Here is a 23,901-nt window from a genome sequence, read left to right as displayed (position 1 = left end):
TTACGATGGGGTACATGTCCGAAGCACTCTCGTTCACCACGGCCGATCTGGCCGAGCGTGATGCCGCGCTCCTCGACTTCGAGGACAGCTGGTACACGTCGTCGGTGCCCAAGGACCAGGCGATTATGGAGCACTTCGGTTGCTCGTCGGCGCGGTACTACCAGCAGCTCAACGCGTTGCTCGACCGCCCGGAAGCGCTCACCTACAAGCCTCTGCTCGTGAAGCGTTTGCGGCGCATGCGCTCCCAGCGGCAGGCTGACCGCTCGGCCCGCCGCCTGCGCTGAGCTTCCCGCGGCTATCGGTAGCCGCCGGCCTCGAGCCCAGCTTGCACCTCGAAGAAATTCGCCTGCGCACGGTGCCCTGTTCGTCGCAAGCTCCACAACGTCGCGATGAGGTAGCACGGCAGAAACGGCAACCCCATGCAATAGGCGTACTGCCACGCGTGGGCATCCTCGTGTTCAACGAGCAGCGGAATGCGCTTCGACGCCTCCTCGAGTGTCCTATCCGGCACCAGCACCACGCTGCCGACCGTCATCGCCGACGCCCGCACCAGCGGGAGACGCACACCGTCGACGACGACAAGCTGCCGGTGCCGACGAAACCGCCCGCGCCCTATAACACCCGCCACAAGACCCAGCACGGTGGACCCGTTGCAGAGATTCGCGATGTTGCGCACCACACGTGAGTTGATCACAGGCTTACTCCCGATCTGAGCCCAGATACCTAGCCGAAAAGAACTCCCTGGCTGGAAGAGTACAGGCTATGACGAACCCGGAGCTTGCCAAAGATCCAGAAGCATTCCTGGCACACCTCGATGCACAAATCGACGCACTCATCCGCAAGAGCGCAGAACTCGAAGCCGTCGGTGGCTCAGGCGCCGCGACCGATCCGACGGGCACCGTCACCGTCGAATTCGGTCAAGGTAGCGACCTGCAGACGATCTCCGTCGCGCCCACCTGGGAGCAGAACATTCAGCCCGAAGAGCTCGTCACCGTCATCACCGACACCCTCATTCTCGCCCGCGACGGAGACGGCGAGCCTGTCGACGTCGTCGAGCTTTCCGACGAGGAAGTGGCGCGGATCCGGGAACGCGAAGAGGCGGAGATCGCTCGCAGTATGCAGTCCAACCGCACGCCGGAGGAGACCGCCGAGCTCGCAGCCTCGCTGCCAAAGGCCTTCGACGACCTGAACGCGCAGCTCGAGAACCTCCTCGCGCACGCCGACGAGGCGAAGACGCAGATCTCCGAGGAGCCGGTCGAGGTGGAAACCGTCACCTCGTACTCCGAGAATCAGATGGTGGGCGTCGAGGTCGCGAACGGCGTTGTCATCGGCGTGACGATCCGCCCGTCGTGGGTAGCCGGCAAGTCCGGCAACGTCATCACCGAATGCTTCACTGAAGCCATCCAAGGGCTAGCGGGTGTGTCCGCGGCTCAGCCACACCAGTAACAGCTAGCGCAATCACCACTAGGAGGAACCAGCCGTGTCCGAGAACCTGACCGAAGGACAAGGAATCGACTGGGCTGCATCGGCCCAACACATCGGCTCGTTGCGGCCCCAACCCGCTCCTACAAGCGATCTTGCCCCCGGCACGGCCGACGATCCGGCGGCCACGGACGGCGCCATCGACGAAGCTGCGGGCGAGGAGTTCGAGCCGACGATGGACTACGTCGAGGGCGAGGCCGTCACGGCTGTTCCCGACGATGCCATCGAGATCACCGAAGACGTGACCGTCGACGACGATCTGGTTGCGGTTGCCCCCGACGGCACCGTGATCGACACGTCGGTGGACGGCAGCCTCATCTCCACCTCTGACGGTGTTGAGATCACCATCGCGGAGGACGGCAGCGTCGAAGTGGATGCCGATTTCAAGAACGAGCTCGAGGTGCCCGACACGTCCACGCTGGGCGTCGGGGCGTCGCTCACCACGGAATCGGGCACCGTGATTACGCGCAACGAGGACGGCTCCGTCACCATCGAGCAGGCTAACGGCCAGGTGCTCACTGTGCATGAGGACGGCACCGTCGACGTCGATGTGCCGAGCGAGTACGACCAGATGGGCCCCGACGCCGGCATTGGTGACGGTTCCGGGGGCGGCCTCGGCGACGACGGCTCGGGCGAGGGTGAAGACGAAGGCGCCGACGACGGCATGGGCGGCGGTACCGGCGGTGGTTCTGGTGGCGGCGAGCCGGGCACTGACGACGGCCTCGGTGCCGACGACGGCATGGGCGGCGGATCTGGTGGTGGCCTTGGCGGCGGTGGTTCCGACGGGGGTCTCGGCGGTGGCGGTGCCCCGTCGGGTGGCGGAGGCGGCGTCCCGTCAGACGGCGGTGGTTCCGACGGCATTGGTAGCCCCGACTTCGGCGGTCCTTCCGGCGGTGCGAACATCCCCGAAGGCGGCTCCGACGGTCTCGGCAGCCCCGATTTCGGTGGCGGCTCCGGTGGTGGACCGTCCGGCGGCGGCAGCATTCCGTCCGGCGGCGGGAGCTTCGGTGACGCCGACTTCGGCGGTGGCCTCGGCCCCGGTGGCGGTGGCACGAATACGCCGTCCGGCGGAGTTGGTTCCGACGGTCTCGGCAGCCCCGACTTTGGTGACCCCAGCGGTGGCGCCGGAAACATCCCTTCCGGCGACGGTGCGGGTGGCGCCGATGCGCCTGACTTTGGCGGCGGTGGCCCTGCCGGCGGCGGAGGCGGCATCCCCTCAGGTGGCGGTGGTGGCGTCCCGTCAGGTGGCGGTGGTGGTGCTCCGTCGGGTGGCGGGGGTGGTGCTCCGTCGGGTGGTGGAGGTGGTGCTCCATCCGGTGGTGGCGGTGGCGCCGACCCGGGCCTGCCCAGCACCGGCGACAACGGCGGCGGCACCGATTACGAGGTCGCTACCGACGATCTCCGCTCCGACGCACGCTCGTTCGAGGGCATCGCTCCTTCTGCGGAGAACCTGGCACAGTGCTGGGAAGCGATGAAGGGCCTCGTGCAGCACTGGGGTCTGTGGTTTGGCGCGCGCGGCCCGTTCGAGGAAGCGTGCCAGAAATTCTCGGACATCTACCGCACGGCCGCAGAAGAGATGAACCGCAATGCCGAAGCGCTCACCTGCACGGCTGACGACTACGACAAGCAAGAAGAGCAAGGCGCGAAGCTCGCCGCTCAGATCGCACGGTAAGGAGAACATACAACCATGGCTGTACTGGTCAACTCGCAATCATCGAGCAACGTCTGTGTGCCTCCCGCTGCCGAAGCGTGCTCGTTCGAGCTCGACGTGCAATGGATCATCGACATCATCGACAAGGTTTCGGAATTCCTCCGCAACGTCGGCAAAGCCGTGAACAAAGTGTTCGACATCGTCGGTGAAGTGCTCGCCGCGCTGAGCGGCATCGTCGATTGGTTCGCCTGGGTGCCTGGTGTCGGCAAGATGGCGAAGGACGCCATTAGAACCGCCTGTGACAAGGCTGGTGACGCTGCGGAGTTCTGTTACAACCTGGAAGCCGACGTCTTGCAGTTCTGCAAAAACGCCCTCGCTCCCTGGGAGATCCGCTCGGCCGGGCGCGGCATCAACGAGCAGATCGTGCCGCAGGCACAGTCATTCACCGAGGCTCTCGGTCCGGGCAACTTCCAGTCGAACACGACGTGGACAGGTTCGGCCGCTGAACGCTTCCGCAGCAACGTCGACAGCCAATACGAGTTCGCCACCACGCTGCAGCAGCACACCGCCGAGTTCGGGCAGGTCGTTGAGCAGATGGGTGAGAAAGGCGTGAAAGCCACCATCGACTTCGTGAAGGGATTCATCAAGGCCGCCATTGCGCTCATCAGGGCCATCGCCAAGATCTGGGCTGTGCCGGTCGGCACGGCGGTCGCCGCGAAGGACGTCATTGCCCTGGTGAAGGCGATTCTGCAAATGATTAAGGTGTGGGTGAAGGCCATCATCGCGATTGTGTCGCAGACCATGCAGCTGCGCTCCGCCGCCAACGCTGCGGCGCCGTCGAACGAATGGCCCAAGATCGCTCGCTGACGTTCCCCAGACGACCCGATGGCGTCCCCGCACCGCGCGAGGGGCGCCGTCGGTGTTGAGCCATACCGGCGGTTGAGCTTGTCGAGGCCCCGGTGCTTGCGTCGTTCCGGCGGTTGAGCCCCGTCGAAACCCCGGATCCCTTTGCACTCTTTGGAGGAGAGTGCTAATAATGAAGTTGGCACTCGACATGCGCGAGTGCTACCTGGTCTGGGTGAGGCACATGCCGTCCGTCGCGGGCACCTGGCACCGATCCGACACCTGAACATCAGGGGCGAAGGCCCCACATATGGGAGGATTTTCGTTCCACCATGGCAAAGCTTATTGAATTTGATGACGAGGCCCGCCGCGGCCTCGAGCGCGGCATGAACACCCTTGCCGACGCCGTCCGCGTGACGCTCGGCCCCAAGGGTCGCAACGTCGTGCTGGAAAAGCAGTGGGGAGCCCCCACCATCACCAACGACGGCGTGTCCATCGCCAAGGAGATCGAGCTCGAGGATCCGTACGAGAAGATCGGCGCTGAGCTCGTCAAGGAAGTCGCCAAGAAGACCGACGACGTCGCCGGCGACGGCACCACCACCGCCACCGTGCTGGCTCAGGCGATGGTGCGCGAGGGCCTGCGCAACGTGAACGCCGGGGCCAACCCCCTGGCGCTGCGCAAGGGCATCGACGCGGCTGTAGCGGCTATCGTCGAGCAGCTTGGCGAGATGTCCACCGACATCGAAACCAAGGAGCAGATCGCTGCCACCGCGTCGATCTCGGCTGGTGACACCTCCGTCGGCGAGATCATCGCTGAGGCGATGGACAAAGTCGGCAAGGAAGGTGTGATTACCGTCGAGGAGTCCAACACCTTCGGCCTCGACCTCGAGCTCACCGAGGGTATGCGCTTCGACAAGGGCTACATCTCCCCGTACTTCGTCACCGACACCGAGCGCATGGAAGCCACCCTCGAGGATCCGTACATCCTCATCGCGAACTCCAAGATCTCCTCGCTGAAGGATCTCCTTCCCGTGCTCGAGAAGGTCATGCAGTCGGGCAAGCCGCTGCTGGTCATCGCTGAGGACGTGGAGGGCGAGGCGCTCGCCGGTCTGATCGTCAACAAGATCCGCGGCACCTTCAAGTCCGTGGCCGTGAAGGCTCCCGGCTTCGGCGATCGCCGCAAGGCCATGCTCACCGACATCGCCATCCTCACCGGCGGTCAGGTCATCTCCGAAGAGGTCGGCCTCTCGCTCGAAGCCACCACGCTCGACCTCCTCGGCAAGGCCCGCTCCGTGCTGGTCACCAAGGACGAGTGCACCATCGTCGACGGTGCTGGCGACCAGGCGCAGCTCGAGGGTCGCGTCGCTCAGATCCGCAAGGAGATCGAGAACTCCGACTCCGAGTACGACCGCGAGAAGCTGCAGGAGCGTCTCGCCAAGCTGGCCGGCGGTGTCGCCGTCGTGAAGGTTGGCGCCGCTACTGAGGTGGAGCTGAAGGAGCGCAAGCACCGCATTGAGGACGCCGTCCGCAACGCGAAGGCTGCCGTCGAAGAGGGCATCGTGCCTGGTGGTGGCGTCGCGCTGCTGCAGGCTTCCGCGAAGGCTTCCGTCGACGGGCTCTCCGGCGACGAGCTCACCGGCGCGCAGATCGTCTTCGCCGCCGCGAAGGCTCCGCTGCGTCAGATCGCACACAACGCTGGCCTCGAGGGTGGCGTTATTGCGGAGAAGGTTGCCGGTCTCGATGCCGGACAGGGCCTGAACGCGGCCACCGGCGAGTACGTCGACATGGTTGCCTCCGGCATCATCGACCCGGCCAAGGTCACCCGCTCGGCGCTGCAGAACGCCGCGTCGATCGCCGGCCTGTTCCTCACCACCGAGGCCGTTATCGCCGACAAGCCTGAGAAGGCTCCGGCTGGCGCGCCCGGCATGGATGAGATGGGCGGCATGGGCGGCATGATGTGACGCCTGTTCACCCTTGAACAGCAGCGAGGGCGGTCCCAATTGCGGGGCCGCCCTCGTCGCCTATCCGAGGTTCATCGACGAGTTGCCGTCGCTAGAGGGTCTGCTGGGGCAGACTAGGGGACATGGCATTGCTGGAAGTGATTGCACTGCATGCCGGCGACGCGCGCGGTGCTGAGCAAGGGGGTGCCGACCGCATCGAGCTCGTCGGCACCATGGATGACGACGGGCTCTCGCCCGAGCCTGACCTGGTCGAGAAAGCGCGACTGGTCACGTCGATTCAAATCCGCCCCATGCTGCGGCTGCGTGCGGGGTTCAGCACCGACGGCGGCGAGATCACCAGGATGAGGGGGCTGGCGTCGGCGTATATGGATGCCGGGGCCGATGGTGTGGTTGTCGGGTTCTTAAATGGCGCCAATCAGATCGACTTGGGCGTCATGGCGGAGCTCATGGGGGAGTCGGGTGTGCCGTACACGTTCCACCGGGCCATTGATCACTGTTTGGATCAGCGCCGCGCCTGGCAAGCGGTGAAGGAGCTTCCCGGCGAGGTGACGAATGTGCTGACGGCCGGTTCGGTGCGCGGCGTGGAACACGGGCTGAACGATCTCGTCGCGGTGGCAAAGGACCCGCAACTGGCATCGCTCATCATGGCCGGCGGCGGGTTGCGGCCCGAGCATGTGCCCTGGCTGGTGCGCGCTGGCGTGCGGGCGTTCCACATTGGTTCGCCGGCCAGGCCGGGCGGTTCTTGGAAGGCGTACGTGGACGCCGAGCTGGTGGCGTCGTGGCGGGAACTCATCGACGACGAAACCGCTCGCGAGCGGGAGCGCCGAGCCGATGCCGACGCGTAGGGTGAAGCGCCGACGTGCCACCCGCGTCCTCGTGGTGGCGGGCGACGAGGTGCTGCTGCAGGAAGATTCTGATCCCGGCGTCGCAGGGTCCAGGTGGTGGGTGACCCCGGGCGGTGGTGTGGACGATGGGGAGTCGCTGCGAGAGGCGGCGGTGCGTGAGCTGTGGGAGGAAACGGGCCTTGAGGTGGCGGCGTCGGAGCTGCGCGGCCCGGTGGCTGAGCGCGAGGTGCACCACGGCTACTCCGACCGCATCCTGATTCAGCACGAGACGTTCTTTCGTGTCGACGTTGAGCGCTTCGAGCCAGACCCTGCGGGGCTCACGCCGACGGAACGCCAGCGCATGCAGCGCCAGGCATGGTTTTGTCTGGGTGCGCTCCCTGAGGTCGTGTGGCCCTCGCGCCTCGGCGAGTTGCTCGCGTGGGAGGGCGGCGGGCCGATGCAGCTCGGGCAGGTCGAGGAATCGACGGTTCCGGTCGTCGAGTAGGCCCGTGCCTTCCCCCGACCGTCGAGTAGGCGACGTAGTCGCCGTATCGAGACGCAGCGAGGTTTCGATACGCGCCCTCCGGGGGCTACTCAACCTCCGGGGCGGCGGACAACCGGCCATCGAGTAGGCGACGTAGTCGCCGTATCGAGATGAGGGGGTCGGCTGAGAAAACTGCAAAACTTGCCATTAGTTGAGTGCCTCACGCTTGCGTGAGCGGAGAGCGTTGCGACTGTTGGCGAGTTTTGCAGTTTTTGTGCAGGATGACTTCGACTCGCCGCCTTCGGCGGCGGCTGATCATCCGTTCGGTCTCCCGGTCGTCGAGTAGCCCATGGAGTGGGCGTACCGAGGTGCGGGATCGGACGCTAGCGATTGATATCAAACCCAGCCGCGGAGGCGGTGCCGCGGACGATCTTGAGTCCTTCGTCGCGGGTCTTCCTGACGTCCGCTGGGCTGATGTCGAGGTCGTTCGTCGGGGTAGGGCCGCTGAGCCGCATCTCGATGTAGCGATCCTCACCCGGCTGCTGCAGGAAGTAATACGTGACAACGGCCTCCTGCCCGCCCGTCACGGCGTCGTTCACGGAGACTGCACACTTGACCGCATCGTCGCCAGACTGACTGATTGAAACAGGCCCGACGTTGCTCTGCTCTCCGGATGCCTCGAACTCGATAGCGTCTTCGCAGCGCTCGGAAAGCGTCATGTCCTGCTCGACAGGCTTGCATCCGGCCAACAGGATGGTCCACGTGTCGCCCTGGCTGACCTGATACTCCAAGATGTCGGATTCGCTCGCCTCGTTCTTCTCCGTCCTCCATCCATCCGGGAGTGTGAACTGCAGGACGCCGGCGTCTGCGGGTTGATCCGAGGAGGAGTCCTCGCCTCTCTTAGATTCGCCAGGGGGTGGCGGCGCTCGTCGCGGCGGGCGCGTCGTCGCGAGTAGTGCTCGATGCCGGGCCTCCGCTGCTGCGACCGAACATCGACCATAGGAATACGGGCCCAGCAACGAGGAGCACAATCGCCGCCATGATGCCGTAGGTGATGAGTTTCTCCTTTGCCCAGCTCTTCATGCCGTCTTTGACCGCGCCGGAGACAATGCCGGGTTGCCGGAGTTCCTGCCAGGGGCCGGGCTGCTGAGGGTATGGGGGCTGCTGAGGGTGGGTGCGGCTGTTGCCCCGCCTGTGGGAACGGCTGCCCGGGCGGAGCCTGTGGTGGCCAGTGTGGTTGCTGCGGTGGTGGAACAGAGTTGCGGTATGGGTCGTTCGGTGGCTGTTGAGTCATCGGGATCTCCCTCTGTGTTTTTCACGCTACGGGGAGATCGGGTCGTCGGGCCTGATGTGGATGGTTCCTCATTCGCTAGCCGGTGACGTCCGAGACCAGCTGGCGAACGCGTCGGCAATGCGAGCCAGCTCCACGTGACCGCTCGCGACCTCAATGACAAGGTCGTACGCGTCGTCGTCTGGAGCCTCGATCCAGACTCCGTTCAGATCGAGAAACACCAGAGCCGCCAGCCACCCGAGACGCTTGTTGCCGTCCACCAGCGGATGATTGTTGACGAGCGAGTCCAAGAGCGCAGCGGCCTTGAGCTCCAGCGACGCGTAGGCGTCGTCGCCCCAGAGCGAGGCGGCCGGTCGGTGGGCAGCGGCCTCGATCAAGCCCAGGTCTCGGACCGGGCCGACGCCGAGGTCTGCCGTGAGCGCCAGCAGGTCCTCGGTGGTCAGATAGGTGATCACTGTCCGAGACGCTCGATGACTTGGGCGTATCGAGTGCGGACGCGAGCGGAAGCCTTTGCGACGTGTGCCTGGTGTCCGCGACGCGCAGCAGCCTCGCGAATCGCTCGGACCGTGGCTTCCTGTTTGCTGACCCCGTCGGCCTCCGCGAGCGCAGTCAGCGCCTGCTCGTCGGATTCCGTCAGTCGAAGTGTCATCGCCATAACGTGATGATACCAACGTGATACCAGACGGGTGTGGTTTCGATACGCGAGCTTCGCTCGCTACTCAACCACCTGGGTCAGGACGGCGTTCAATCACCCGTAAAGTGATGTAGCACTGCGTGCTACGTGGGGCGCATGGCCCAGAGCATCAGTCAGCGGGAACTGCGCAATGACAGTGCGCGGATTCTGCGCGCTGTCGACGAAGGCCAGTCATTCGTGGTTACTCGTCACGAACGCCCGGTGGCCGAGGTCGTTCCTCTGCACCGTGCGAGGGTTGTGGATCTCAGCATCGTAGAGCGAAACTTTGCAGGGTCCCCCAGTATCGACAGCGATGCGTTCATGCAGGACATCGATGGCGCCGTGATTCAGGATGCTGAGCCGCGGGCGTGAGGCGGAGCATCCGACCGCGTTGCTCGACACCTCTGCAGTCATCGACCTTTCGATACTGCTTAGCCAGGGAAGCTTCCGGGAAAGCTCGCTATCTGCTCGGTCACCCTGGCTGAACTGACGGCCGGGCCTGCAGCTACCGCCGATCCTCTCGAGCGGGCACGTCGACAAGACAGGCTTCAACGCGTCGAAGCGACCTTTGAACCAATCCCGTTCGGGGTTTCCGCGGCTCGCGCCTACGGTCACGTGTATGCCGCTGCTCGCGCGCGGAGTCGTCACCCGCGTCGACGGTTGGCCGATCTGCTGATCGCAGCCGTCGCGGCGGCCGAAGGCATGTTGCTCATCACCCGGAATCCCGACGCTTTTGTCGGTCTGGAGGCATCGTTCCTGTGCTCGGTCTGTGATGCCTGCCGGCGATGGTTTCGACTCGGCCCTTCGGGCCAGCTCAACCATCTGGGGCGGGCGCGCCGCGCCCGGCCATCGAGGAGGCGACGGAGCTAACCCAATATCCACACGGGTTTCCCAAAACAAGGCGAAACCGCCCTCTGTAGCAAACGCGTGTGGATATTGGGTTAGATCGCGGTCGTGAGGATGGTTTCGATACGCGCCTTCGGCGCTACTCAACCATCGGGTACGGACGTGGTTTCGACGCGCCCGCTCCGCGGGCGGCTCAACCATCGGCCAGGATCCAGTCGCTGATCAGGCGGACTTGTGCGTGGCGAGTACGCCAAAACCGATGCCGAAGCCGAGCCCCGCGAGGCGAGACAGCGGGGAGACATCCGCCAGTGGCAACAGCAGCTGGATGGCGAGCAGCGTCGCACCCAACCCGACGACCGCGCCACCCAATTTGTTTGCGGTCTCAACGCGCAACACGCTCAGCACACCCGCCAGCACCATGAGAATCGGCGCGCCCGCGGGCAGCAGTACCCCGACGAGACACATCCCCGCGCATAACCACAGCAGGATGTTCGCCGACCCCTGCGACGTCGATCCTTGCGCTGGCGACAGGGGCAGCGGGACGGCATGAGGCGGCGGTGGGGGAGGCGCGTCGGGCACCGACACTGGGGCGGCCGTCGTGACGGCGTACGGTGCCATTGGGTCGCGGTTGCCGTCGCTGAGCATCGGCACGGAGGTCATCAATGCGGATTGCACGGCGAACGGCGTCTGAGGATCGCGGGACGGTTTCGCGGCCCGCACAGCACCGTCGAGGGGCGGAACCGGTACAGGCTGGATGGTAGCAGGTCGCGGCACAGCCCCGGGCGTCGCCTGCTCGGGCGGCTCGGCCACGCTGAGCGGGCTGGCATGGGGCGTGGCAAAACCGTCGGGGCGTTCGATGGGGGCGTACGCCGCTCCGTCTTTCCAGCTGGCCATGCACCTATTCTACGGGGCACTCGGCGCTGCGCCAGTGCCGCAAGTCGACGCCTCGTCGACCTCGCCTGGGTGTTCGGCCTAGGCTAGGGGCTAGATAGAGAGTCAGGAGTACCGTGCAAGTAGTCATCTGCCCAGACGCCCTTCAAGTTGGGAACGTGTCGGCCAGGTTCGTCGCGGAGGCGCTGCGCGCATCGCAGAATCCGGTGCTTGGCCTAGCCACCGGTAGTTCGCCGCTGGGCCTCTACGCCGAGCTCGCGCGCATGGCGCGCGAAGACGGCCTCAAGCTCTCCGCCGTCCAGGGCTTCGCGCTCGACGAGTACGTCGGTATCCCGCACGATCACCCCGAGAGCTACCACGCGGTCATCCAGCGCACTGTCACCGAGCCGCTCGGGATGCAGCTCGAGAACGTGCACGTCCCCGACGGTCTCGCCGATGGCATGGACGCCGCCGCGGCCCAGTACGACGCCGACATCGAAGCAGCCGGCGGCATCGACGTGCAGGTGCTCGGCATCGGCGCCAACGGCCACATCGGTTTCAACGAGCCGTTCACCTCGTTCGCGGCCACGACCCACGTCGTCCCACTCACGCAGCAAACCCGCGCTGACAACGCTCGATTCTTCGACTCCATCGACGAAGTGCCCACCCACGCGGTCACGCAAGGCCCCGCGACCATCATGCGCTCCCGCCGCGCAGTGCTGATCGCTCAAGGTGAAGGCAAAGCCGACGCCATCGCCGCGATGGTCGAGGGCCCCGTCAGCCAGGTCTGCCCTGCGTCGCTGCTCCAATTCCACCCCGACGCGATCGTCGTCGTGGACGAAAAGGCAGCCTCGAAGCTGCGCTACAAGGAACATTTCCAGTCTCTCTGAGTGCTCGGTAGACTGGGAGGTCGAACATCGTAGGAAAGTGGGGTTCGACGTGCCTACCGGAAAGGTGCGCTTCTTCGACGCGGAGAAGGGCTTCGGATTCATTACTAAAGACGGCGGTGGCGACGTGTACGTGCGCTCCACTGCGCTCGCCGACGGTGTTGCCGCGCTGCATAGCGGCCAGCGAGTAGATTTCGGTGTCATCGACGGCCGTCGCGGCGAGCAGGCGCTCAACGTCACCGTGATCGACCAGCCGCCGTCGCTGTCGAAGGCATCGCGCAAGAAACCGCAGGAGATGGCGGTGATCGTCGAAGATCTGATCCAGATGCTCGACGGGCTCGGCAACGGGTACCGCGCGAACCGCCACCCTGACCCGAAGATGGCGACGAAGGCCGCGCAGGTGCTGCGCCGCGTCGCTGAAGAACTGGAGAAGTAACTTGGCAGCTGCGAAAACTCGCGCACCGAAGCTCGACCAAATCGTCGCGGACGCGGTCGACATGGCACGCGTGGCCGCGGAGGAAGTCTCCGGCGCGGACGCCGTCGGAGAACACCTCGGAGTGAAAGCCGAGGTGGGCGACCGCATCGCCACGCACACGTTCGCCTGCGAGCTCGCCGGATACCCCAACTGGGTGTGGGCCGTGACGCTCGTGCGCGCCTCGCGTGCGAAGAAGGCGACCGTCAACGAGGTGTCGCTGAGCCCGCAAGAAGGCGCCCTCGTCGCGCCCGAGTGGGTGCCGTGGGAGGATCGCATCGAGCCCGGCGACATCGCGCCCGGCCTGCTCATGGCAACCCCCGACAACGACCCGCGCCTCGAACCCGGCTTCGCCGCGACGGACCTCCCCGCCGACGCCGACCCCAACGAGTGGGTGCAGCTGCGCACGACGGTGGCCGAACTCGGGCTGGGCCGCGAGCGCGTGCTGTCACTCGAAGGCCGCGACCAAGCCGCCGAACGGTGGCTGCGCGGGGCACCCGGGCCCTCCGACGAAGGCTCCCGCGAAGCGCCCGCCAACTGTGGCACCTGTGGGTATTTCGTGCCGCTTCGCGGCTCATTGGGCACACTGTTCGGTGCGTGCGCCAACGCATACTCCCCGTCGGATGCCAAGGTGGTGCACCTTGACCACGGCTGCGGCGGACACTCCGACGTCGTCGAAGGCTCGCGAGCCCGAGAGCTGCCCGCGCCGATGTACGACACCATCGGCGTCGACACCATGCTCTTCGACTAGCCCACGCTGCGCGGCTACGCGCAGCTGCCCTCGATGTTGAAGGCGAGCGGCTTCGTCTTTCCGTCAGCGGCTGTCACCGCTTCGCCCCGCACGGTGAAGCGTCGCTTGTCGCCGGTGAAGGTGGCCCGTCCGACGTTCTCGCCCACCAAGGCGGTGACCCCGTCGGGCAGCGTGATGACAAGGCCGGTCACTTCCCCGGAAGCATCCACGGTGAACTGCACGCCCTCGAGCGAACCCGCCGCCGCGGCCACGTCGAGGCCGGTGGACGTCTCGCACACCACGTCCGCATATTCCCCGGACACCTCGCCGAGGGTCAGACGTAGCGTCCCGCCGAAGCTCGCCGTTCGCGACGGTGTAGGAGCAGGCTCGTCGGAAGGAGACGGCGTCGGCGACGGTGCCTCCGACGGCGTCGCCGGCTGGGCAGGCGACGGGGGCTGCGCAGGGTGCGGTGTGGTGGAGCCAGGCGACGAGGGAGATTGCCCGTCGGAGCAGGCGCCGAGCGCCAGCGCGACGGCACACGCCGCCGCAGCCGCCCCGTGCCTGCGCCACCTCGAGGAATGCATGAGGGCAACTGTACCGGCTTGGGGCGCAGGAATGAGCACCCAGAAGTGCTTGTCCGGGCCCATAGCGATACCATGCCCTCCGTGGTTACGAACTCTCCTGTTGCTGAAACATCCCCCGAACAGTCGAGCCTCGACCGCTTCTTCGGCATCACTCGTCGTGGATCGACGGTGGGGCGCGAGGTGCGCGGCGGGCTCGTGACATTCTTCGCGATGGCCTACATCATCGCGCTCAACCCCCTCATCCTCGGCACCTCCGCCGACATCAACGGCAACCTCATCTCGGGTGCGCCGCGCATGGTGAACGGTGAGGTCGACGCCGCCGCCGTCTCCACGTCCATCGGCATGGTGGCAGCTGCGACAGCACTCATCGCCGGCGTCCTCACCATCCTCATGGGCGTCATCGGGCGCTTCCCGATCGGCCTCGCCGCCGGCCTCGGCCTTAACGCGCTCGTCGCCTACACGCTCGTTCCCCAAATGACCTGGGGTCAGGCCATGGGCCTCGTGGTGTGGGAAGGCATCCTCATCGGAGTGCTGGTGCTCACGGGCTTCCGCACGGCGGTGTTCAAGGCCGTACCCCCGGCGCTGCGCAGCGCGATCTCCGTCGGCATCGGTTTGTTCATCGCCTTCGTCGGCCTCATCAACGCTGGCGTGGTGCGGCCCGGCGGGGGCACCGTCGTATCGCTCGGCATCGACGGGTCGCTCGTGGGCTGGCCGGTGTTCGTCTTCCTCTTCGGATTCTTCCTCCTGATCGGACTGCACGCCCGCAAGGTGAAGGGCTCCATCCTGATCTCGATCCTCGCCTCGACGGTGCTCGCCATCATCATCGAAACCCTCGCCAAGGTGGGCCCGCAAGGCCCCGACGGCGCCAACCCGACGGGGTGGTCGCTCAACGTGCCGAAGCTCAGCGACTTCCAGCTGCCCGACCTCTCGCTGCTGGGCAACGTCGACATGATCGGCGCATTCTTCCCCAACGGCGAGTTCTCGCTCACGCGCACGCTGTCGCTCGTGGTGCTCGTCTTCTCGCTGCTGCTGGCGGACTTCTTCGACACCATGGGCACCGTCGTGGCTGTGGGATCTGAGGGCGACTTGCTCGACGAGAACGGCATGCCCGAGCGCCCCACGGAGATTCTGCTCGTTGACTCGTTCGGCGCGATTGCTGGTGGTCTTGGCTCGGTGTCGTCGAATACCTGTTTCGTGGAGTCCACCACCGGTGTGGGTGAAGGTGCGCGCACTGGTTTCGCGTCGGTGGTGACGGGGCTGGCGTTCATCGCCTCGATGTTCCTCGCGCCCATCATCAACATGGTGCCCTCCGAAGCGGCGTCTCCGGCGCTGGCCTTCGTCGGGTTCCTGATGATCTCGCAGGTGGTGGAAGTCGACTGGACGAAGCCTGAGCTCGGCATCCCCGCGTTCTTCACCATCATCTTCATGCCGTTCTCGTACTCGATCGCAACGGGCATCGGCGTTGGCTTCCTCGCCTACGTGTTCCTGAACGTCGTGATGGGGAAGGCGAAGCAGGTGCACTCGCTCATGTACGTGGTGGCAGCGATGTTCATCATCTACTTCGTACAAGGCCCGATCTTGGACCTGATCGGAGGCTAGGGCTACTCGAACAAGTGACCGTTATCCTCCACGAGAAGCATCGCGACCCCCGATTTCGCGAGAAATCGTCAGGTGTGGAGGATAACGGTCAAACACCGCCGGGTTCGGCTGGCTGCTTCGGCGGACAGCTATGCCCGGCCGCCAGCCCAGCGCGGCGGCTCACGCCGAGGCCGATACACACAAATCTGACCGTTATCCTCCACGCCTGCAAAAAATCCCCAAAACAAGGGGGTTACAAGCTTCTCGTGGAGGATAACGGTCAGATTTTGTGGGTCACTGGCGCTTGACGGGTGCCGCTAGCCGCGTCAGGTAGTGGCGTTCCTCGCGTCCGGGCGCGGGAGGCACGTCGTAGTACTCCCAAAACGGGCGGCTGGTTTCGTAGCCGCGTTCGGCCAGCCGCTGCTGCATCTCTTGCCAAGCATCGCCGATGTCCTCAAAACCGCCCTTGAACTTGGCAACGGCGGTGCTGCCGGCGGGCAGCTCGGAACCCTGGATGAGCACCTCGCCGATTTTGATCACTTCGCCCCACGCCTCCTCGACGGGGAACCCCACCTCAACGGTGGTTGTCTCCATGAGCCGCGTGTCGTACCTGCTGAAGCCAGGGCCGTTCGGCACGAATCGACGCTCGCGGATCGCCTTGCCGAGAGCCGTGAAGCTCTCGTCCATGAAATTGGCAAGGTCCTCGACGGGAATGTTGTCGCCGCGGACAACCACTGTTGGCGTCCCTAGGAATTCGATGATCTCGGGATCGGTCATGCTCATACCCGCACACTACCGGGTGTTCAGGGCCTCGGCCGGCGGACAGGAAGGGCGACGATCCCCGTCGGGCTTGTACGCTGTCAACCATGCTGAGCAAGGTATTGGTTGCCAACCGTGGCGAAATTGCTGTGCGCGCCTTTCGTGCCGCCTACGAACTCGGAATGCACACCGTTGCGGTGTTCCCTCATGAGGATCGCAATGCAGACCACCGGGTGAAGGCCGACGAGTCGTATCTGATTGGCGAGGAGGGTCACCCCGTTCGGGCCTACCTCGACATCGACGAGCTCATCCGGGTCGCGAAGGAGTCGGATGCGGATGCGATCTACCCCGGTTACGGCTTCCTGTCGGAGAACCCCGAGCTCGCGCAAGCCTGCGCTGACAACGGCATCAAATTCATTGGCCCGGCCCCGCACGTCCTCGAAATGGCCGGCAACAAGGTGCGCGCCGTCGATGCCGCCCGCAAGGCGGGGGTGCCGACGCTGCAGTCGTCGAAGCCCAGCACCGACATCGACGAGCTTGAGGCCGCTGCGAATGACATCGGCTTCCCCGTCTTCATCAAGGCGGTCTCCGGTGGTGGCGGGCGCGGTATGCGTCGCGTCGATGATCCGACGAAGTTCCGCGACGAGCTCGGCGCCGCCATGCGTGAAGCCGACGGTGCATTCGGTGATCCGACGGTGTTCGTCGAGCAGGCCGTGCAGGGGCCGCGCCACATCGAGGTGCAGATCCTCGGCGACGAACACGGGAACATCGTGCACCTCTTCGAGCGCGACTGCTCGGTGCAGCGCCGCCACCAGAAGGTGGTGGAGCTGGCGCCCGCACCGTTCATCACCGACGAGCAGCGCGAGGCCCTCACGTCCGACGCCGTGAAGTTCGCGAAGGCCATCAACTATTCGTGCGCCGGCACCGTCGAGTTCCTCGTCGAAACGGAGGGCCCGCGCTCCGGGCAGCACGTGTTCATCGAGATGAACCCGCGCATCCAGGTGGAGCACACGGTTACCGAAGAAATCACCGACGTCGACCTCGTCCAGGCGCAGATGCGCGTGGCGAATGGGGAAACCCTCGAACAGATCGGTATTCGCCAAGAGGAATTGCAGATCCGCGGCGCAGCGCTGCAGTGCCGCATCACGACGGAAGACCCGTCGAACTCGTTCCGCCCCGACACCGGCCTCATCACGGCGTACCGTTCGGCGAACGGCTCGGGCATCCGCCTCGACGGTGGCACCACCGGCACCGGCGTGGAGATCTCACCGCACTTCGACTCGCTGCTGGTGAAGCTCACCGCGCGCGGCCGCGACCTCGACATGGCCCTGGCGCGCGCCCGCCGGGCGCTGGCCGAGTTCCGCGTGCGCGGCGTCGCCACGAATATTGCGTTCCTGCGAGCACTCCTCGACGACCCGGACTTCGCAAAACCGGGTATGACCACGTCGTTTATCGACGATCGCCCCTACCTGTTGACCTCCCGCACCCCCGCAGACCGCGCCACGAAACTGTTGCGCTGGGTGGCGGACAAGACGGTGAACCGTCCCTACGGTGAGGCCCCCACGCATCTGGACCCATCGCACAAGTTGCCGAAGCTCGACACCTCCGCCCCCATTCCCGACGGCGCCCGCCAGCGCCTGCTGGAGCTCGGCCCTGCAGGCTTTGCTCGCGAACTGCGCGCGTCGAAGACCGTCGGCGTCACGGACACGACGTACCGCGACGCCCACCAGTCGCTGCTTGCGACGCGCGTTCGCACCCGCGACCTGCTCGCCGTCGCTCCTCACCAGGCGCGCTTGTTGCCGCAGATGCTGTCTGTGGAGTGCTGGGGCGGGGCCACCTACGACGTCGCCTTGCGCTTCCTTGGCGAAGACCCGTGGGAGCGGCTGGCGAAGCTGCGCGAAGCCATGCCGAACCAGAACCTGCAGATGCTGCTGCGTGGGCGCAACACCGTCGGCTACACCCCGTATCCGACGAAGGTCACCGCGGCGTTCGTCGACGAGGCCGCCAGCGTCGGCATCGACGTGTTCCGCATCTTTGACGCGCTCAACGACGTCGATCAGATGCGCCCGGCGATCGACGCGGTGCTGGGCACGTCGTCGGTCGCCGAGGTGGCGCTGTGTTACACCTCGAACCTGCTGGACCCGGCGGAAACCACCTACACGCTCGACCACTACCTGCGCCTGGCGGAGGAGATCGTCGAGGCAGGCGCGCACATCTTGGCCATCAAGGACATGGCCGGCCTGCTGCGCCCCGAGGCGGCGAGGCGCCTTGTCAGGGCGCTGCGTGAGCGCTTCGACCTGCCCGTGCATCTGCACACCCACGACACGACGGGTGGCCAGGTGGCCACGCTCGTTGCGGCTATCGAGGCTGGGGTGGATGCCGTCGACGTCGCTAACTCGGCACTGAGCTCGACGACGTCGCAGCCGCCGATGTCCGCCCTGCTGGCGGCGCTGGACGGCACCGACCGCGCGCCCGACCTCGACCCCCAGGCGGTGCTCGACCTCGAGCCATACTGGGAGGCCGTGCGGAAGCTCTACCAGCCGTTCGAGTCGGGGCTGCCGGCGCCGACAGGGCGCGTCTACGACCACGAAATCCCCGGCGGGCAGCTCTCCAACCTGCGTCAGCAGGCCATCGCTCTCGGGCTCGGCGACCGCTTCGAGGCCGTCGAGGACATGTACACCGCTGCCAACCACATTCTTGGCCGCCCGACGAAGGTGACGCCGTCGTCGAAGGTGGTGGGAGATCTCGCGTTGCATCTGGTTGCCGTCGGTGCTGACCCCGAGGAGTTTGAGGCCGACCCGCAGCGCTTCGACATCTCCGATTCCGTGATCGGCTTCCTGAACGGTGAGCTCGGCACGCCGGCGGGTGGCTGGCCCGAACCATTCCGCTCGAAGGCGCTCGAAGGCAGGAAGCAGCCGGTGCGCATCACCGAGGTGCCGGCCGACGATCTACCGCGCCTGGACGAGCCTGGGCGCGAGCGGCAGGAGACGTTGAACCGCCTGCTTTTCCCCGGGCCGGCGAAGGAATTTGACCAGCTCAGGGGCGATTTCGGCGACGTTTCCGTCATCCCGACGATTCCGTTCCTGTACGGCATGGAGCCCGACGGGGAGTACGTCGTGCCGCTCGGCAAGGGCGTGGAGCTCCTCATGGGGCTCGAATCCATCAGCGCCCCCGACAAGCGCGCGAAGCGTCAGGTGATGGCGACGATGAACGGCCAGCTGCGTCCGATCCGGGTGCGCGACGAGTCCGTCGAGTCCGAGGTCCCGGCAGCGGAGAAGGCCGACCCGAACGTCGCCGGGCACGTCGCCGTCCCATTCTCGGGTGCGGTGACGGCGAGCGTCGCGGTGGGGGACCACGTCGAGGCCGGGCATCCCGTCGCGACGATCGAGGCCATGAAGATGGAAGCGAGCATCAACGCGCCCATCGCTGGCACCGTGCAGCGCATCGCCATCAACGGCACGACGCCGCTCTCGGGCGGCGACTTGGTGCTCGTGATCGAGTGACCCTCCGTTCCCTGTGCTGCATGCGCCACCACGGGGGACGTCAATAAGGAATGCTGGAACCCACCAAACACGGTGGGTTCCAGCATTCCTTATTGCGGGCGGGGTCGTTTGGTTACTGGGGTGCGGTTGGCAGGCTGGCTGGATCCACCGTCGTTGGTTGATCGTCGAGGGGGATGTCCCAGGTGCGGTCTTCGCGGGAGCCAGCTACGCCCTTCTGCTGCACGAAAAACCCGGCGGCTTCGGGTAGCTGGTAGAGCCACGTGGTCTGCTCTCTACCGCCAGCTTGGGCGACGATAATAGTCAGCGGGAGCTGGTCTACAGGCTCACGTGGGTGGGTGCCGCGGTCCACCCTAGTCTCCAGCCCTGGGCTGCAATCAACCTGTTTTCTGGTGACTTGCTCTGCGTGCCCGTCGAGCGCCGAGCGATGGTAGATCACCAGGTCGGCGGTCGTCGCACCTGCCGGGCACATGGAGATGGCTGTCTTGTATTCGCGCGGCATGAGCTGCCGCCACACCACGACGCCAGCCCCGACGACAACGCTCACTACCACCACGGCGATGGCGAGCACCGTCCACTGTTTGCGGCTCATGATGCCCTCCGGTGTTCTGACAGGGGCACTTGGCTGACATCGACGGTGTCCCCGGTGTCTTCCAATGACACGAACGTGCCAGGTCCGACGAGTTCGCCGCCGTAGTGCACATCCACCCAGCCGCTGGCCTCAGTCCATATCCAGTTGGTCTTCGGGTTGTGATATGCGTGGAGCGCTTCGACGGTGCTGCCGTTGGTCAGAGTGATGACGAACGATTCGTAGTGGGCATGCTCGTCGGGTTCGGATACCTGCTTCCCCTTCGAGCGGGTGAGGTAGCTGATGATCTTGCCGACGTCGGTGCGGTTGGTGATGTGGTGCCGGGTGGCCTGGGGGCCGTCGTCGAAGAGGTAGACGTCCATCGACACACCGTCCACGGGGCTCAGTTTGGAGTCAACTACCGGCTTCGCCGGGGCGCAGGCCGTGACACACAGCAGCGAGGCCGCTGCACAGACTATGAAAGGCACGCGTTGCATGGCGGGTTCCTCACTGAACTCGGCATCGGGTATTGGAGCCGGCAAATCCGGATTTGAGTACTGCTCGATTATCCCCCCCTCCATCCATCATGCAAGGCAACCTCTCGTTGCGCTCCGGCTTCCGAGTTCGAACTCGATGGAAGCCAGAGCGCGACGAGCTATGAGAGCAGCCCCAGCGAGCCTGGCAGCCAGAGGCTGAGCGCTGGTACGAACACGACGATGAGCAGGCCCACGATAATGGCGAGGAGGAACCACAGAAGCTTGCCGACGACGGGCTCGATGCGCATACCGGCCACCCTGGCGCCGATGAAGAGCACGTTGCCTACCGGCGGGGTGATGACGCCCACCGAGAGGTTGTACACAATGATGGCGCCGAAATGCACGGGGTCGATACCCATCTCGGTGACGATCGGCAGGAAGATCGGCGTGAAGATCAAGATGGCCGGCGTCGGGTCCATGAACGTACCCACGACGAGCAGGATGAGCATCATGATGACGAGGATGATCTGCGGGTTGTCGGTGAGGCCGAGCAGACCGGCCGAAACCGCTTCCGGGATTCGGGCGAAGGTCATCATGAACGACAGCGCGGAAGCCACGCCAATGAGGAGCGTGATGATGGCCGTCGTTTGGGCCGCCTCGATGAGTACCTCTGGAAGCTTGCGAACTTCGAGCTGTCGGTAGGCGAAGCCCAGCACCAGGCAGTACACGACGGCGATGCCGGCGGATTCCGTCGGAGTGAACCATCCTGCGAGGATGCCGCCCACGACGATGACGATCATGAGTAGCGACGGGACGGCCTTCCAGATGGTGACTAGTGCAACCTTGAGCGGGAGCCGTTCGTCGCTGGTGGGTGCCCCGTAGCGCCGGTGCAACGCGAACACCACCACGAGACACGCCAGTACCCACACGAGGCCGGGGCCGACGCCAGCCATGAACAAGGCAGCCACCGACGTTGAGCTCACGAGGGAGTACACGATGAATGTGTTCGACGGGGGAATGAGCATGCCGGCAGGTGCCGAGGCCACGTTGACTGCCGCCGCGTAGGCGCGGTTGTAGCCTTCTTGCCGCATTCTCGGCTGCGTGACGGTGCCGACGGCAGCAGCCGCAGCCACCGCGGCGCCGGATACTGCACCAAAGAGCCCGTTGGCTACCACGTTGGTTGCCGCCATCGATGACGGCATCTTCCCGACGAGTACCTTCGCCGCGTCGATGAGACGATTTGCGATACCGCCAGAGTTCATTAACACGCCTGCGAGAACAAACAGCGGAATGGCTAGGAGCGGGAAGCTGTTGATGCCGGTGAACATGCGTTGCGCTGTGAGGAATACCGCTGAGTCCCAGCCGATAAACACCACTGCGGCAGCCAGTGAAGGCAGGCCAATGGAGATTGCCACCGGGAAGCCCAGCGCGATACAGGCGAGAATGCCAACAATGAGCACGAGTGATGCGAGCGTTACGGGATCCATGTCAGTGCTCCTCGTCCTCGACGGAGGCCTGCTCGGCCTCGGCCTCTTCGATCTGCGCTAGGGCTTGCTGTTCTGCCTCGTCGAGCTGGTACGGGGGCTCCACCCCGCGCACAATCTCGACGGTTTGGTACCACGCGTAGAACACGATGATTGCTCCAGTGATGGGCATCACCGTGTACATCATGCCCATGGTGCCGGGCAGCGACGAGAGTCCCTGCCCCCAGGCGCGGATGGACGCCCGCACTCCGCCCCAGATCAGCACCAGTATCGCGAACGCCATGACTGCTACCTGGGCCAGTACTGCGGTGCGTTTCTGTCCGGCTTCCTTTTGGCGTCGCACGAGGAAGTCGACGGCGATGTGCCCTTTTTCTGAAAACACCAACGCGCTCGCCATGAACCCAAGCCACACGAACGTGAAACGTGCCCCTTCTTCCGCCCACGGACTAGGGGAGCCCGCGAGGCGGGTGACCACCTGCCAGATGACGACGAGCACGAGCACTGCGAACAACACTACGCACGCCCACTTCAGGACAGCATCGAGACCCTTCTTGACGGGAATCATTGGTTGCCTCCTTCAGCGACCGCGACAGACTGCTCGAACAGTTCTCGCTGCCGCGGGGTTTTCAGGAACTCAGCCTGGAGCGGTTCGAGGGCGCGTGCGAACGCCTCGGCGTCAACCTCGTGATACTGAGCGCCGCGCTGCTTCGTTTCCGCCGTAGCCTCGTCGGTTTTCTTCCCCCAGAGTTTCGTGTGGTACTGCCAGGTCGTTTGCCACTCTTGCATGAACAAGGAGCGGTCGGCGTCGGTCAGTTCGCCCAGCATGGCAGTGTTGACGATGAGGTAGTCGAGGCCGACGAGATGGTTGGTGTACGAGTAATGTTTGGCCACCTCGTAGTGCTTTTGGGTGAAGTATGAAACCTCGTTGTTTTCTGCGCCGTTCAGCACGCCCGACTGCAACGCGGTGTACACCTCGCCATATGCCATCGGGGTAGCGGCACCACCCATGGCCTTGATCATGGCCATGTGCAGCGCCGATTCCTGGACTCGAATCTTCAGCCCTGCCAAGTCCGACGGGCTCGTCACGGGCTTGTTGGCGTAGATGTGACGGGCGCCCTGCGTGAACCCTCCCAACACAGTGAAGTTGCTGCTGTTTTCCAGCGACGTGAACAATTCCCCGGAAAGGTTCGGATCGTTGATCACCTTCATCTGGTGATCAACATCTTTGAACACTCCCGGCATGTTGTAGGCCAGGAAGTCGTCGTTGAGGTTCTCCAGCTGAGTACCGGACACGATCGCCAGGCCAATGATGTCGTCGGAAACGAGTTGCAGTGCTTCAGCTTGGGCGCCGAGAGTCTCGTTGGCGTAGATGTCGATCTTCATGCGGCCGTCGCTGCTCTTCTCGAGCCGCTTCGCGAAATCATCGAGCGCGATGAAGCTCGGATGGTCTTCCGCTTGGTTGAGGGCCAGGCGAAAGATTTGCTGGTCGCCTGCACCTCGGGAAACGCCCTTGCTGCAGCCAGTAAGCCCGGCCAATAACAGTCCGCCCGCGGCGCCGCGGGCGAGAGCACGTCGTGTGAGTTTCGTCTGCACTGACTACCTTCTCCATGTAGTTGGGGAGGCGCGAGGCCTCGATCCTCATTATTAAACACCGATAGATGTTTATTCTCATCGGTTTGCCCATTGTTGCCAAGGCCGCTGGGCGCGAAGAGCCGGAGCTTCGCAGCAACGCCGCTGCTGGTGCGTTTTGACGGCCTGAACCGCCAGGGGTTACTCTGTAACTAGTTATCAAGTAACCATCCTTGCTGTCATGAAACGGGGGACAGTGCATGTCCGTGAAACACGCGTTACTCGCGCTCCTGTCGACGGAGCCGTCGTCGACCTACCAACTCTGTAAACGCTTCGACGCGTCCACCGGCCAGAGTTGGCCCCTCAACA

The 23,901-nt window shown here is 64.9% G+C and carries 27 protein-coding genes; 14 read left to right on the top strand and 13 right to left on the bottom strand.

Annotation, left to right across the window (positions count from 1 at the left end; translation table 11 throughout):
* The first annotated feature begins 14 nt into the window (after positions 1-14).
* The gene (locus tag Q0X68_RS03335; protein ID WP_297747536.1) at positions 15-284 is read left to right on the top strand and encodes a DUF3263 domain-containing protein; all 270 of its coding nucleotides are present in this window, start codon (positions 15-17) and stop codon (positions 282-284) included.
* An 11-nt stretch (positions 285-295) separates the two neighbouring features.
* Here Q0X68_RS03335 and Q0X68_RS03330 read toward each other — a convergent pair whose 3' ends face one another.
* The gene (locus tag Q0X68_RS03330; RefSeq protein ID WP_297747533.1) at positions 296-694 is read right to left on the bottom strand and encodes a hypothetical protein; all 399 of its coding nucleotides are present in this window, start codon (positions 692-694) and stop codon (positions 296-298) included.
* A 68-nt stretch (positions 695-762) separates the two neighbouring features.
* Between Q0X68_RS03330 and Q0X68_RS03325 the strand changes: the two genes are divergently transcribed.
* From Q0X68_RS03325 to Q0X68_RS03300, 6 genes are all read left to right on the top strand, one after another.
* Entirely contained in the window at positions 763-1,446 is a 684-nt protein-coding gene (locus Q0X68_RS03325; protein ID WP_297747530.1) for a hypothetical protein, read from the top strand.
* Positions 1,447-1,480: 34 nt separating this feature from the next.
* Positions 1,481-3,154: a hypothetical protein gene (locus Q0X68_RS03320; protein WP_297747527.1), complete on the top strand. Its 1,674-nt coding sequence runs from the start codon at positions 1,481-1,483 to the stop codon at positions 3,152-3,154.
* A gap of 15 nt (positions 3,155-3,169) precedes the next feature.
* A complete protein-coding gene (locus Q0X68_RS03315; protein WP_297747524.1) occupies positions 3,170-4,000 on the top strand; it encodes a hypothetical protein in 831 nt (276 codons plus the stop codon).
* Positions 4,001-4,308: 308 nt separating this feature from the next.
* Positions 4,309-5,937 (top strand): chaperonin GroEL, encoded by a 1,629-nt coding sequence (groL, locus tag Q0X68_RS03310; RefSeq protein ID WP_297747521.1) that lies wholly within the window; start codon positions 4,309-4,311, stop codon positions 5,935-5,937.
* Positions 5,938-6,059: 122 nt separating this feature from the next.
* Positions 6,060-6,782, top strand: coding sequence for a copper homeostasis protein CutC (locus Q0X68_RS03305; RefSeq protein WP_297747518.1), 723 nt, complete (start codon positions 6,060-6,062; stop codon positions 6,780-6,782).
* Positions 6,769-7,266: an NUDIX hydrolase gene (locus Q0X68_RS03300; protein WP_297747516.1), complete on the top strand. Its 498-nt coding sequence runs from the start codon at positions 6,769-6,771 to the stop codon at positions 7,264-7,266. The genes Q0X68_RS03305 and Q0X68_RS03300 overlap by 14 nt, the downstream gene beginning before the upstream one ends.
* A gap of 362 nt (positions 7,267-7,628) precedes the next feature.
* Here the strand turns inward: Q0X68_RS03300 and Q0X68_RS03295 are convergent, their stop codons facing one another.
* The 4 genes from Q0X68_RS03295 to Q0X68_RS03280 form a co-directional block, all read right to left on the bottom strand.
* On the bottom strand, positions 7,629-8,036 hold the full coding sequence (locus Q0X68_RS03295) for a hypothetical protein (RefSeq protein WP_297747513.1): 408 nt from the start codon (positions 8,034-8,036) through the stop codon (positions 7,629-7,631).
* Positions 8,037-8,145: 109 nt separating this feature from the next.
* Positions 8,146-8,328 (bottom strand): hypothetical protein, encoded by a 183-nt coding sequence (locus tag Q0X68_RS03290; RefSeq protein ID WP_297747511.1) that lies wholly within the window; start codon positions 8,326-8,328, stop codon positions 8,146-8,148.
* Between the two features lie 279 nt (positions 8,329-8,607).
* Positions 8,608-8,991, bottom strand: coding sequence for a type II toxin-antitoxin system death-on-curing family toxin (locus tag Q0X68_RS03285; protein WP_297747508.1), 384 nt, complete (start codon positions 8,989-8,991; stop codon positions 8,608-8,610).
* Positions 8,988-9,191: a CopG family transcriptional regulator gene (locus Q0X68_RS03280; RefSeq protein ID WP_297747505.1), complete on the bottom strand. Its 204-nt coding sequence runs from the start codon at positions 9,189-9,191 to the stop codon at positions 8,988-8,990. Before Q0X68_RS03280 ends, Q0X68_RS03285 begins: the two co-directional genes overlap by 4 nt.
* 135 nt (positions 9,192-9,326) lie before the next feature.
* Here Q0X68_RS03280 and Q0X68_RS03275 point away from each other — a divergent pair, with 135 nt between their 5' ends.
* Together Q0X68_RS03275 and Q0X68_RS13100 are read left to right on the top strand one after the other, a co-directional pair.
* The gene (locus tag Q0X68_RS03275; protein ID WP_297747502.1) at positions 9,327-9,581 is read left to right on the top strand and encodes a type II toxin-antitoxin system Phd/YefM family antitoxin; all 255 of its coding nucleotides are present in this window, start codon (positions 9,327-9,329) and stop codon (positions 9,579-9,581) included.
* Between the two features lie 90 nt (positions 9,582-9,671).
* Positions 9,672-10,079 carry a PIN domain-containing protein gene (locus Q0X68_RS13100; RefSeq protein ID WP_366127651.1) on the top strand — a complete coding sequence of 136 codons (408 nt, stop codon included), beginning with the start codon at positions 9,672-9,674 and terminating at the stop codon, positions 10,077-10,079.
* Between the two features lie 198 nt (positions 10,080-10,277).
* Here the strand turns inward: Q0X68_RS13100 and Q0X68_RS03270 are convergent, their stop codons facing one another.
* Positions 10,278-10,949 carry a hypothetical protein gene (locus Q0X68_RS03270; protein ID WP_297747499.1) on the bottom strand — a complete coding sequence of 224 codons (672 nt, stop codon included), beginning with the start codon at positions 10,947-10,949 and terminating at the stop codon, positions 10,278-10,280.
* A 113-nt stretch (positions 10,950-11,062) separates the two neighbouring features.
* On the opposite strand from Q0X68_RS03270, the gene nagB reads away from it, so the two are divergent.
* The 3 genes from nagB to Q0X68_RS03255 all read left to right on the top strand — a co-directional run bounded on the left by nagB (position 11,063) and on the right by Q0X68_RS03255 (position 13,035).
* Positions 11,063-11,815, top strand: a complete 753-nt coding sequence (gene nagB / locus Q0X68_RS03265; RefSeq protein WP_297747496.1) for a glucosamine-6-phosphate deaminase — start codon at positions 11,063-11,065, stop codon at positions 11,813-11,815.
* A gap of 49 nt (positions 11,816-11,864) precedes the next feature.
* Entirely contained in the window at positions 11,865-12,248 is a 384-nt protein-coding gene (locus Q0X68_RS03260) for a cold-shock protein (protein ID WP_174202232.1), read from the top strand.
* Between the two features lie 61 nt (positions 12,249-12,309).
* Positions 12,310-13,035, top strand: a complete 726-nt coding sequence (locus Q0X68_RS03255; protein ID WP_297747676.1) for a DUF3027 domain-containing protein — start codon at positions 12,310-12,312, stop codon at positions 13,033-13,035.
* 14 nt (positions 13,036-13,049) lie between these two features.
* Here the strand turns inward: Q0X68_RS03255 and Q0X68_RS03250 are convergent, their stop codons facing one another.
* Positions 13,050-13,598, bottom strand: a complete 549-nt coding sequence (locus tag Q0X68_RS03250; RefSeq protein ID WP_297747491.1) for a lipoprotein LpqH — start codon at positions 13,596-13,598, stop codon at positions 13,050-13,052.
* Positions 13,599-13,808: 210 nt separating this feature from the next.
* Here Q0X68_RS03250 and Q0X68_RS03245 point away from each other — a divergent pair, with 210 nt between their 5' ends.
* Positions 13,809-15,197 carry an NCS2 family permease gene (locus Q0X68_RS03245; RefSeq protein WP_297747673.1) on the top strand — a complete coding sequence of 463 codons (1,389 nt, stop codon included), beginning with the start codon at positions 13,809-13,811 and terminating at the stop codon, positions 15,195-15,197.
* Positions 15,198-15,470: 273 nt separating this feature from the next.
* On the opposite strand, the gene Q0X68_RS03240 is transcribed toward Q0X68_RS03245, so the two are convergent.
* Complete coding sequence (locus Q0X68_RS03240; RefSeq protein ID WP_297747488.1) at positions 15,471-15,959, bottom strand: GyrI-like domain-containing protein; 489 nt, start codon at positions 15,957-15,959, stop codon at positions 15,471-15,473.
* A gap of 83 nt (positions 15,960-16,042) precedes the next feature.
* Here Q0X68_RS03240 and Q0X68_RS03235 point away from each other — a divergent pair, with 83 nt between their 5' ends.
* On the top strand, positions 16,043-19,438 hold the full coding sequence (locus Q0X68_RS03235) for a pyruvate carboxylase (RefSeq protein WP_297747486.1): 3,396 nt from the start codon (positions 16,043-16,045) through the stop codon (positions 19,436-19,438).
* 112 nt (positions 19,439-19,550) lie between these two features.
* Here Q0X68_RS03235 and Q0X68_RS03230 read toward each other — a convergent pair whose 3' ends face one another.
* The 5 genes from Q0X68_RS03230 to Q0X68_RS03210 all read right to left on the bottom strand — a co-directional run bounded on the left by Q0X68_RS03230 (position 19,551) and on the right by Q0X68_RS03210 (position 23,556).
* Positions 19,551-20,027, bottom strand: coding sequence for a hypothetical protein (locus tag Q0X68_RS03230; RefSeq protein WP_297747483.1), 477 nt, complete (start codon positions 20,025-20,027; stop codon positions 19,551-19,553).
* The gene (locus tag Q0X68_RS03225) at positions 20,024-20,500 is read right to left on the bottom strand and encodes a hypothetical protein (protein WP_297747481.1); all 477 of its coding nucleotides are present in this window, start codon (positions 20,498-20,500) and stop codon (positions 20,024-20,026) included. The genes Q0X68_RS03230 and Q0X68_RS03225 overlap by 4 nt, the downstream gene beginning before the upstream one ends.
* A gap of 158 nt (positions 20,501-20,658) precedes the next feature.
* Positions 20,659-21,966, bottom strand: a complete 1,308-nt coding sequence (locus Q0X68_RS03220) for a TRAP transporter large permease (protein WP_297739899.1) — start codon at positions 21,964-21,966, stop codon at positions 20,659-20,661.
* 1 nt (position 21,967) lies between these two features.
* Complete coding sequence (locus tag Q0X68_RS03215; protein ID WP_297747478.1) at positions 21,968-22,528, bottom strand: TRAP transporter small permease; 561 nt, start codon at positions 22,526-22,528, stop codon at positions 21,968-21,970.
* On the bottom strand, positions 22,525-23,556 hold the full coding sequence (locus Q0X68_RS03210) for a TRAP transporter substrate-binding protein (RefSeq protein ID WP_297747475.1): 1,032 nt from the start codon (positions 23,554-23,556) through the stop codon (positions 22,525-22,527). The genes Q0X68_RS03215 and Q0X68_RS03210 overlap by 4 nt, the downstream gene beginning before the upstream one ends.
* Between the last annotated feature and the right edge of the window lie 345 nt (positions 23,557-23,901).

Source organism: uncultured Tessaracoccus sp. (genome assembly GCF_947286155.1).
Lineage (GTDB): Bacteria > Actinomycetota > Actinomycetes > Propionibacteriales > Propionibacteriaceae > Arachnia.
Note: the sequence above shows the minus strand (reverse complement) of the source record. Positions and strands in the feature narration are given on the sequence as shown.

What these genes read in the sequence shown, in the direction of transcription:
- Q0X68_RS03335 (WP_297747536.1), top strand. Translation starts at nt 15, where the DNA reads ATGTCCGAAGCACTCTCGTTCACCACGGCCGATCTGGCCGAGCGTGAT.
- Q0X68_RS03325 (WP_297747530.1), top strand. Translation starts at nt 763, where the DNA reads ATGACGAACCCGGAGCTTGCCAAAGATCCAGAAGCATTCCTGGCACAC.
- Q0X68_RS03315 (WP_297747524.1), top strand. Translation starts at nt 3,170, where the DNA reads ATGGCTGTACTGGTCAACTCGCAATCATCGAGCAACGTCTGTGTGCCT.
- groL (WP_297747521.1), top strand. Translation starts at nt 4,309, where the DNA reads ATGGCAAAGCTTATTGAATTTGATGACGAGGCCCGCCGCGGCCTCGAG.
- Q0X68_RS03305 (WP_297747518.1), top strand. Translation starts at nt 6,060, where the DNA reads ATGGCATTGCTGGAAGTGATTGCACTGCATGCCGGCGACGCGCGCGGT.
- Q0X68_RS03300 (WP_297747516.1), top strand. Translation starts at nt 6,769, where the DNA reads ATGCCGACGCGTAGGGTGAAGCGCCGACGTGCCACCCGCGTCCTCGTG.
- Q0X68_RS03290 (WP_297747511.1), bottom strand. Translation starts at nt 8,328, where the DNA reads ATGAAGAGCTGGGCAAAGGAGAAACTCATCACCTACGGCATCATGGCG.
- Q0X68_RS03280 (WP_297747505.1), bottom strand. Translation starts at nt 9,191, where the DNA reads ATGGCGATGACACTTCGACTGACGGAATCCGACGAGCAGGCGCTGACT.
- Q0X68_RS03275 (WP_297747502.1), top strand. Translation starts at nt 9,327, where the DNA reads ATGGCCCAGAGCATCAGTCAGCGGGAACTGCGCAATGACAGTGCGCGG.
- Q0X68_RS03270 (WP_297747499.1), bottom strand. Translation starts at nt 10,949, where the DNA reads ATGGCCAGCTGGAAAGACGGAGCGGCGTACGCCCCCATCGAACGCCCC.
- Q0X68_RS03255 (WP_297747676.1), top strand. Translation starts at nt 12,310, where the DNA reads ATGGCACGCGTGGCCGCGGAGGAAGTCTCCGGCGCGGACGCCGTCGGA.
- Q0X68_RS03250 (WP_297747491.1), bottom strand. Translation starts at nt 13,598, where the DNA reads ATGCATTCCTCGAGGTGGCGCAGGCACGGGGCGGCTGCGGCGGCGTGT.
- Q0X68_RS03245 (WP_297747673.1), top strand. Translation starts at nt 13,809, where the DNA reads ATGGCCTACATCATCGCGCTCAACCCCCTCATCCTCGGCACCTCCGCC.
- Q0X68_RS03240 (WP_297747488.1), bottom strand. Translation starts at nt 15,959, where the DNA reads ATGAGCATGACCGATCCCGAGATCATCGAATTCCTAGGGACGCCAACA.
- Q0X68_RS03235 (WP_297747486.1), top strand. Translation starts at nt 16,043, where the DNA reads ATGCTGAGCAAGGTATTGGTTGCCAACCGTGGCGAAATTGCTGTGCGC.
- Q0X68_RS03230 (WP_297747483.1), bottom strand. Translation starts at nt 20,027, where the DNA reads ATGAGCCGCAAACAGTGGACGGTGCTCGCCATCGCCGTGGTGGTAGTG.
- Q0X68_RS03225 (WP_297747481.1), bottom strand. Translation starts at nt 20,500, where the DNA reads ATGCAACGCGTGCCTTTCATAGTCTGTGCAGCGGCCTCGCTGCTGTGT.
- Q0X68_RS03220 (WP_297739899.1), bottom strand. Translation starts at nt 21,966, where the DNA reads ATGGATCCCGTAACGCTCGCATCACTCGTGCTCATTGTTGGCATTCTC.
- Q0X68_RS03215 (WP_297747478.1), bottom strand. Translation starts at nt 22,528, where the DNA reads ATGATTCCCGTCAAGAAGGGTCTCGATGCTGTCCTGAAGTGGGCGTGC.